The 9,042-nt window shown below is 35.7% G+C and carries 7 protein-coding genes and 2 tRNA genes; 3 read left to right on the top strand and 6 right to left on the bottom strand.

Features of this window, described 5'->3' with window-relative positions; translation table 11 throughout:
* Positions 1–144: 144 nt before the first annotated feature.
* Both AB1414_10485 and AB1414_10480 read right to left on the bottom strand, forming a co-directional pair.
* Positions 145–229: transfer RNA gene (locus AB1414_10485), tRNA-Tyr, on the bottom strand.
* A 177-nt stretch (positions 230–406) separates the two neighbouring features.
* Positions 407–481, bottom strand: a tRNA-Thr gene (locus tag AB1414_10480).
* 174 nt (positions 482–655) lie between these two features.
* Between AB1414_10480 and AB1414_10475 the strand changes: the two genes are divergently transcribed.
* On the top strand, positions 656–1,063 hold the full coding sequence (locus AB1414_10475; protein ID MEW6607858.1) for a SoxR reducing system RseC family protein: 408 nt from the start codon (positions 656–658) through the stop codon (positions 1,061–1,063).
* 283 nt (positions 1,064–1,346) lie between these two features.
* On the opposite strand, the gene AB1414_10470 is transcribed toward AB1414_10475, so the two are convergent.
* The 3 genes from AB1414_10470 to AB1414_10460 all read right to left on the bottom strand — a co-directional run bounded on the left by AB1414_10470 (position 1,347) and on the right by AB1414_10460 (position 6,431).
* Positions 1,347–1,481, bottom strand: a complete 135-nt coding sequence (locus AB1414_10470) for a hypothetical protein (protein ID MEW6607857.1) — start codon at positions 1,479–1,481, stop codon at positions 1,347–1,349.
* A 658-nt stretch (positions 1,482–2,139) separates the two neighbouring features.
* Positions 2,140–3,783, bottom strand: a complete 1,644-nt coding sequence (locus AB1414_10465; protein ID MEW6607856.1) for a TonB-dependent receptor — start codon at positions 3,781–3,783, stop codon at positions 2,140–2,142.
* A 47-nt stretch (positions 3,784–3,830) separates the two neighbouring features.
* A complete protein-coding gene (locus AB1414_10460) occupies positions 3,831–6,431 on the bottom strand; it encodes a tetratricopeptide repeat protein (protein MEW6607855.1) in 2,601 nt (866 codons plus the stop codon).
* Between the two features lie 311 nt (positions 6,432–6,742).
* Between AB1414_10460 and AB1414_10455 the strand changes: the two genes are divergently transcribed.
* Both AB1414_10455 and panC read left to right on the top strand, forming a co-directional pair.
* On the top strand, positions 6,743–6,943 hold the full coding sequence (locus tag AB1414_10455) for a GxxExxY protein (GenBank protein MEW6607854.1): 201 nt from the start codon (positions 6,743–6,745) through the stop codon (positions 6,941–6,943).
* A gap of 295 nt (positions 6,944–7,238) precedes the next feature.
* A complete protein-coding gene (gene panC / locus AB1414_10450) occupies positions 7,239–8,096 on the top strand; it encodes a pantoate--beta-alanine ligase (protein ID MEW6607853.1) in 858 nt (285 codons plus the stop codon).
* 140 nt (positions 8,097–8,236) lie between these two features.
* Here panC and AB1414_10445 read toward each other — a convergent pair whose 3' ends face one another.
* Positions 8,237–8,788: a GspMb/PilO family protein gene (locus AB1414_10445; protein MEW6607852.1), complete on the bottom strand. Its 552-nt coding sequence runs from the start codon at positions 8,786–8,788 to the stop codon at positions 8,237–8,239.
* Positions 8,789–9,042 lie beyond the last annotated feature (254 nt).

Genomic DNA, 9,042 nt, shown 5'->3' with positions numbered 1-9,042 from the left:
GGTAAATATGTTGTTTGTGTCATAAGTTTGTCCTCCTTATTTTAGTTAGTTAATACTTTTTGTATAGTATACCATAAAATCTTTCGCAGGTCAAACTTGACACTTTATCATATCATCTCTGTGGCTATATCCTGTTACTCTTCCTGGTGGAGAGGGGAGGGTTCGAACCTCCGAAGGCATAGCCAACAGATTTACAGTCTGCCCCCTTTGTCCACTTGGGTACCTCTCCACATTAGTAAGCAGGGATTGACAATAATTGTTAAATTCTCAGTAACCGTTCAGCCACAGAGGCACAGAGTTCACAGAGAATTAGAGAAATTAGCCACAAATGGTTATATATTCCCTCTGTGTTCTCTGTGACTCTGTGGCTACATCCTGAGCGGTTACCTTTTTTTCTCTATTTTTCTGGAGCTGGCGATGGGACTTGAACCCGCAACCTGCTGATTACAAATCAGCTGCTCTGCCATTGAGCTACGCCAGCATTTATAATATTGGTTATTATTATAAACTATTTTTTATTAAATGTCAAGATTTTTCTTGACATAAATTAAAAAGATGATATATTTTAAAGAAGGTTAGGGGACAGAAAACTTCTCCTTTTTCTCCCCTGCAACCTGAATCTTAACCTCAACCTTTTCCTGATGGGGTGAGAATAATGCAAGAACAAGGTAAAGTCATTTCAAAAGAAGATAATAAGGCTTATGTCCAGATTGATATTGGCAAAACCTGCCATGAATGTAAGTTGTGCGATAGAGGTACACCAATTATCTTAGTTGCAGATAATTCCTTAGGCGCTGATGTCGGAGAAACGGTAAAATTGGAAACCGCAATGATAAGTAAGGTTAAAGGAATTATTTTTTATTTAACCTTACCTCCTCTGGCTTTAGTCTCTGGAATAATTGGTGGGGATTTAATCGCAACACATTTCAAATTTGACCGTGCCAATGAAATTATTGGTTTAATCTCAGGTTTATTCCTTTTTGGTTTATCCCTTTTATTTGCATGGTGGCTTGATAAGAAGAATAAAACACTTTCTTCTAAAATAGTTGAAATTTACCGATAACTGCATCCACTTATGGGTAAGCGTTCAGGCTACACATCCGGTGTGTAAAAAGGGGGATAAGGAGATAAAGGAGATGTGGAGATTATAAATTAAAAGATTCTGGTTATGAAGTTGGTATGGAAGTCTGCTCCTGATAGGCTCAGGAGTTAGGTCAGGATGGTTCTAACTTCATAACCCCTAAACCAAACCAGCCTCCTAACCCGAACCCTTTCACCAAAAAACTCCTAAATATATCCCCTTATCTCCATATCTCCTTTTTCTTACACTACCTAAACGCTTACACTTATGGAGTAATGGTAGAGTGGTAAATGGGTTTTCCTCCTTCTATCTTGAGAATAACTGCATTTTTAACCGGATTGCGGTTTTCATCAAAGGTAATTTTCCCGGAAAGCACCTGTAAATCTTTTGTTTGAGCCAATGCATCACGGATGGCATTTTTATCTGTTGTCCCTGCTCTTTTTAAAGCATCGATGAGAGTAACTATTCACCACGAAGAGCACGAAGGGCAGGGAGATGTTACAGAACAAATCTCTTTACTGTGATTCAGACACTGGACATCAGACACAAGACTATAGACTCTACTTATGCAGGAAATTAGCGGCATTTAAGAAGCCTTCCTCAAAACTTCACCCTCTGAATTTGTAACCGTTCAGGGCTATACATTAGAAGTGTAAACAAGGAGAAATGGGGAAAAGGGAGAATTGGAGAAATGGCTCAAACTTTTTCTTGCTCCACCCTTCGGACATCAATCCTGGAGTCTGCGAAATTTACCAGTAACCCTATTTCTTTATCCACTGCTCTAAGGTATGATCTAACCTGCAGTTAACTCTTCTTTTCTCCATTTCTCCATCTTCTCCCTTTCTCCTTATTTTTATCCTACCTGAACCCTTACCTGAATTTTTCCCTAAGCCTTACCTACAGAAGTATAGGTAGCTCTCCCAAGCCTTCATTCTTCTGCAATTTCTGCCCCTTTTAGTCTGATGTCTATAGTCTACTGTCTGAATCACACCTTCATGAATTCGATAATTCATCAAATTTCACTTCGTGCTCTCCGTGCCCTTCGTGGTGAATAGTTACTAAAATCTCAACCTGATTCCAAGGGCAAATCGGCGTTTTTGACCAGGATAACCTAAAAGATACTCATAGTCTTCACCGAGTAAATTCTCACAGGAAAATGAATAATACAGCGTATCATTAATTTTCTTTTCAGCCGTGATATTCACCAGGAAATAACTTTTTAACCTGGGAATATTTGGAGTAACTGTGCCAAAACTACTATCTGCATATTCAGTGTTCAAATTAATAGTTAGTTTTTCCCCATCTTTATATCTCAGCCCCATCTTCAATCTATTCTCGGGCACATTTGGAATCTCACCACCTGATTTATTCTTAGCATTAATACAGGAATAACTTATATTCTGGCTTAACTTAGGACTAAAGTAATATCTAACTCCCAATTCTAATCCTGAAAATTTTGCTTTACCTATATTTTCAGGGCAATAGATATAAGTAGGTGAACCTCCTGTCCAGATGATATATTTATCTACTCGTTGTGTCCAAATAGCCCCTTCTAAAAATAGCTCATCTGAGAATTGATAGTTAGCATCCATTTTATATTTCCAGCTTTTTTCTGGTTCTAGCTTTGAGTTTATCCCACTATAGTCACGATTGACATAAAGTTCATCAAAGGTAGGCAATGATAATTTTCGCTCTATACTCCCTGACATATTTATTTTTTCTTTCAGGGTATAATGAAGATTAAACAAAAAATCTAACTGTGATGAAGAAAAACTATTCTCATATTTGTCTAAAGATACCTTTGCATCGAGAAGCATCTTAGGTGTCATTTTGAAGCGTTTACCTTCTGCATATAAAGAATAGAATTTCAATGTTCTACCCGCTATACTTTTTAACTTCTCGTGGTAAATATCCGTTCCAATAGACAATGGCGGATTGCCTTTTTTAAACGGTGTCAAAAATCCAAGATGGGCACCGATGGCATTATTTTTAACCAACCATCCATTACTACTGATATTCCCTTTACCGATGTCCAGACCAAGTAACATTTTGGATTCGGGTGGAACTTTGACCTCATAATTGATGGATACTGATTTCCTTAACTTATTCTCGACAAAACCGCCTTGATAAGGGAGGGTTAAATCTTTATTTAGATATTCTATCTCAGTTCTCCATGAGTATTTAGGGAAATTAACAATTGTCTCTCCTGACAGGCAATCTTGACTGAATCGGTTAAAATAAGGGCGATTATCATAGGTAAATCCATCTGCTCTACCTCTATCGAGATGGAAATAATAACCTACTTCTTTGGTCTCATTGCTATGGGTAAAGTCATAGAGCAGGGTTTCGTCATTGCCGTAAGCTAAACCAAAGGAATATAAAGTGGGCTTAGGCATTTTTTGTGGTAGTTGACTTATCGGTTTTTTTATTTCCTCTTTTTTGGGCAAAACAGGTTCTGGTTCAAATTTTGGCGGTTTTACCTCCTCTATGGTATATGCTGGTGGTTCGATACTCGGAAGAGGTTTCATAATAATATCTTCTTCTTCCACCTCTATTGCAGACCTATCTTTCCCAATAATAGACATCTCTTGCGGTTTAATCTTTGACTCCTCGCTTGAAGTTCCTTCAATAGCTAATACTGCCCCCCATTTAAACAATACTACCCCAATGGCTACGGCTAAAATCCAACTATTTTTTTTCATTTTTCTTTTCCTCCTTTTTTTGGTAATTGGTAACTGGTGAATGGTAATTAGTTACCAATTACTCCTTTTTTTTTGCACTCTTTAATATAATACTGTGCTTCTGTGACTAAGTCCTGGCGAGCGGGAAAAATTTTAATCAGGGTTTCAAATTCTTTCATCGCCTCCTTATATTCACCTTGTTCATATAAACATAGGCCTATTTTAAACTGTGATTCAGCAGCCCAGTCAGATTCTGGATACTGGGTTACCACGGCTCTAAAGGTCATCACTGCCGCAGGCTTATCTTCCTCTTTAAGAAAACACCGCCCAAGCCAGTAAAGTGCATCATCAATTTGTTCACTTTTTGGATATTCATTAATTAATAAATTATACTCTTCGATAGCTAATTTTATCTCTCCTTGATTATAGTAAATTTCTGCTATCTGGTAGTGTAATTGGGCACATAATTCTTCTTCTTCTGGATGGAGGCGGATAAAATCTCGATAGGTAGTTATCGCCTCATTATATCTTTTTTGTTGAAAAAGGCAATTTCCCAGTTGATATAAAGCATCTTTTTTTATCACTGAATTTGCCTCTGGATTTTTAATTATCTTTTGATAAATCTCTTCTGCCTTATTAAATTTTTTTTGATTGTAAAAGCATACTGCTATTCGAGATTGCGATTCATAAGCTAACGGGTCAGATGGGAATTTATCAATTACTTCTTGATATATTTTAATCGCATCTTCATACTTACCCTGATTATAATATGACCAGCCTAACCAGTAAATAGATTTTGGAAGATATTTGGAGAAAGGTAATTCTTTAATTAGTTTTGAGAAATATTGTTGTGCCAGCGTAAAATTTTCCTGTTTGTAGTAGCTTTGAGCCAATTGATATAAGCAAAAATCTAATAATCTGCTTTCAGGATATTTTGTTATCATTTTTTGATAGGTATCTATTGCTTGCTTGTAGTCTTTTAGATTAAAGTAACAATTACCCATTTTAGCGATTATTTCAGAAGATAAGTCCTGGTCTAAATTTACAATGGTAAGGGTCCTTTGAAATTCAGTTACAGCCTTATCATACTTTCCTTCAAGATAATAAGCCCAGCCAATTCCGTATTGAATCTTAGGCACAAGGGGACTTCCTGGATACTGTCTCTGCAATTGGAAGAACAGGCTTCTTGCCTCTTCATATTTTTGGACATAACAATTAGCAATTCCAGATTGATAACAAATCTCTTGTGCCAGAGGATGTGTTGGATAATTTCTTAAAAACTGATTATACATATCTATAGCCGAGAGATAATCTTTTTTACTAAAAAAACTCTCCGCCAATTCATAAATTGCCAATGAGGTTTGTGGTGAATCTAAGTAACCTGCCATCATTCGATAACAGATACCTTTAGCCCCGATAGAATCCCCTATTTTAATATAAGCATTGACTAATTCATAAAGGATTTGGGGAATAAGGGAGTTTTGAGGATAGCGTTTGACCATTTTCTCATAAATATCAATAACCTGTTGAAATCTCTCTTGCTTTTTATATATCTTTCCTATCTGGAAATAGGCTTTAGAAATTAAATCACTATCTTCGAAATTTCTAATTAAATTCTCAAAAGTATCTCTTGCCTCATCAAGATTATTTAATTTTAGGAGACATAGTCCTAAATTATAGTAAGCATACGGGGTAAATTCATTCTCAGGGAATGAAGAGATTAATCGTTGATATGCCTCTTTTGCCTTTGGGTAGTCTTTGAGGTGCTCAAAAAGGATTTGGGCGGAATAATATTGGGCAAAAAATGCCTTTGAAGAAGTTGGGTATTTTTCAATTATCAAAGAAAAATCCTGGAGTGCCTTTTCAAACTGATGTTGGGAATATAAACAAAAACCTTTAATAAATAATACCTCTGAAATAAGTGGGTAGTCTGGATAGGTATTTATAAATTTTTCCGCCTCAACATAAGCCTTTTCCCAGTTTTTCTCTTTATACCAGCAATCTGTTAAATAGTACTGTGTATTTGCCTGTAATTTTATATCCGAAGAGTCAATTTTTGAAAATGGGATGATAGCCTCTTGAAATTTTCCACAATAATAAAGACTTATTGCTTGAAAATAAAGACTTGTGACAAGATATGTGCTTCTGGGGTAATTCTCGGATAGTTGGTGGAAATAGTTATATGCATTGGTATAATCCTGTGTTTCAAATGAATACTTACCCAGTTGATATAAGGCTTCCTGAACACAGGAACTCTCTGGATGATATTTTATTATCTTCTGGTAAGTAGCGATTATTTCTTCTTGTGGGTATTTAAGTATAGTCAAGACCTGACTGAGACGATACAGAACATTTGATGCCTGTTCACTACTGAAGTTAGTTTGAGAAAGGTATTTATATTCTTCTAACGCTTGCCCGTATTTTTCTTGATGAAACAGGCATTCAGCTAAGTAAAATCTTGCCTCTGTCACAAGATGACTATCGGGATGTCTTTGAATGAATTCTTTGAATTTAATGCTGGATGAAAGATAAAGCCCATCATTATATAGTTTTTCTGCTTGTTCAAATTCATCTTCTGCAACCGAAAAGGATACGGCGGAATTTACAACAGCGGGTAAATACTGGAGGGCTATTATCAAAAAAACTATATAAAAGATATTCCTTCGCATCTATTCCCTCCCAATAATTTTGATAAGCAGTCAGACATCAGAGAAAGAAGGTTAAGAAAGAAATATAGAAAGAAAAAATTACTTCCCTTTCTTTTACTCAACCTTATTTTTATAATAACATAAATCTGGTCAAAAAGTCAAGAAGTTTTTAATAAAAAAATGGGGATAGTTCTTCTTTCCTGAAAAAACTTGACAATTATTGAAAAAGTGCTATAATAAAAATTATGCAGACATTGTGGTGAACAGTTTTTAAACCATGCCTGATTACGGTAAGGGTTCAGGTAGGATAAAAATAAGGAGAAAGGGAGAAGATGGAGAAGTGGAGAGAAAAAGAAGTCAAGATATTCTATCAAGGTGTTGAGGTTGGGATTCATAGACTTGATCTTTTTGTTGAAGATGAGATTGTGGTAGAGATTAAAACTGTTGAGGAGATAAGTGGAAAGTATTATAATCAGGTTAGATCATACCTTAGAGCAGTGAATAAAGAAATAGGTAACTATTTACCCAAATGAAGTGCAAGGTAATCGGTAATCAGGTAATCGGTAATCGGTAACAACCAAATTGATTTTTTCCCTTTACCGATAACCTGATGACCGATAATTGATTACCTGAATTTCACTTCAGATGGCTAAAATGTTACAGAAATAGGGTTACAGGTAAATTTCGCAGACTCCAGGATTGATGTCCGAAGAGTGGAGCAAGAAAAAGTTTGAGATATTTCTCCAATTCTCCCTTTTCCCCAATTCTCCTTGTTTACACTTCTAATGTATAGCCCTGAACGGTTACTGATTACGAAAGGTTAACAAAATGGAATTAATTAATAAAATTAAACAGATGAAAGAGAGAAGTGATGAACTTCGGCGTCAGGGTAAAAAAATAGGCTTTGTGCCGACGATGGGAGCATTACATGAAGGACATTTATCCTTAATGCGTCAGGCTAAACTGAAGAATGATGTTGTGATTATCAGTATCTTTGTCAACCCTATTCAGTTTGTCGAGGGAGAGGATTACCAGACTTATCCAAAAGATTTTACTTGTGATGTAGAACTGGCTAAAAAAACAGGTGTAGATATTATATTTTATCCCGAGGTTGAGGAGATGTATCCTGATAAACCTTTAACTTTTGTCAATGTAGAAAAATTAACCAGAGGGCTTTGTGGAAAATTTAGACCCGGCCATTTTCAGGGTGTAACGACTGTCGTAACAAAATTGTTTAATATTGTTAATCCGCACACCGCATATTTTGGACAAAAGGATTATCAACAGGCTTTAGTCGTTAAACGGATGATTAAGGATTTGAATTTTGACATCGAGTTTGTGATAATGCCTATTGTTCGGGACAAAGATGGTCTGGCATTAAGCTCAAGAAATGCCTATTTGAGCAAAGAAGAACGAAAATCCGCCCTGATTTTATATAAATCATTACATCTGGCAAAAAAAATATTAGATTCAGGGGAAAGACTTTCAAGAAATATTATCCTGGCGATGCAGGAGTTAATTCAAACAGAAAAGTTAGCCACGATTCAATATATTGAAATAGTCGATAGCAAAACATTAGAACCGGTTGAACTAATAGAAAAAGAAGTGCTCATTGCCTTAGCGGTTAAAATTGGCAAGACAAGATTAATTGATAATATTGTAACTATTCACCCTGTAGGAAAATAGGTGATTGGTATGTTGAATAATTACGCATTTTATTCAAACCTATTTCACAGGTCGAAATCTTTTGCAGGGTAACTTGACACTTTATCATATCATCTCTGCGGTGAACGGTTACCAATATTCCGAGAGGCTTCACCTGATGCCTAACCTGAACGGTTCCTCACGACCATATAGCTGGATATTATTAACGCTACCCTTAATTTATTATCTTTTTGTGGTAATATATTCAAATAAGGTATTGAATACAGTTTTTTTGAGGTTTTAATGGCATATAAAAAATTAGTCAACCCACTACTGTTGGTTTGTAAATTAAGCATAACAGATATGTGGTGATATTTACCTGTCTTTTTAGTCGGGAGGATATTTTTGGTGAGGACATTGGCATTGGTGCTTTTAGATATTGTTTCGATGTCTGTCAAAAACTGGCTTGTGGCTATCAAAGGAGTCTCACTTACATAAAGTTTATCTTTAATCTTTTTTAGCTCATTTTTTAGAAGTAAAGTTTGGTTTTTATACTCATCTTTATTTGAAAGCAGGATTGGGTATTTTTCAAGTTGTTTTTGTTTTTGGCAAAGAAGATTGTTTATCTGGACATACCTGGTTAGCTCAGGTCTAAACCAGCCAAATAAATATAATGTTAGTATCAAAACTATTATTATCACAAGTTTAATTTTATTAACTTTTTGATGTTTCATATTGTTGTCTCGCCAATAGTTAGTGTCGTGTTGAGTAAGTTTTGCACGGGGCATCATCAAGTTTCGTAACCTACAAACGGATAATTGGTAATTGGTAACTGGTTAAATAGATTCGTCGTCAGCTCAGCTGGAGTTTCGTGAATTTTCTATGATTCCTTTCTCCTTTAATCTTTGCGTTCTTTGCGGTCGATTTCTTTGCGTTCTTTGCGATTAAAAAAGGATAAATCGCAAAGGGCACAAAGTAGTAACGCAAA

It is taken from the genome of bacterium (genome assembly GCA_040755795.1).
GTDB lineage: Bacteria > UBA9089 > CG2-30-40-21 > CG2-30-40-21 > SBAY01 > JBFLXS01.
This window is presented reverse-complemented; position numbering and strand designations above follow the sequence as displayed.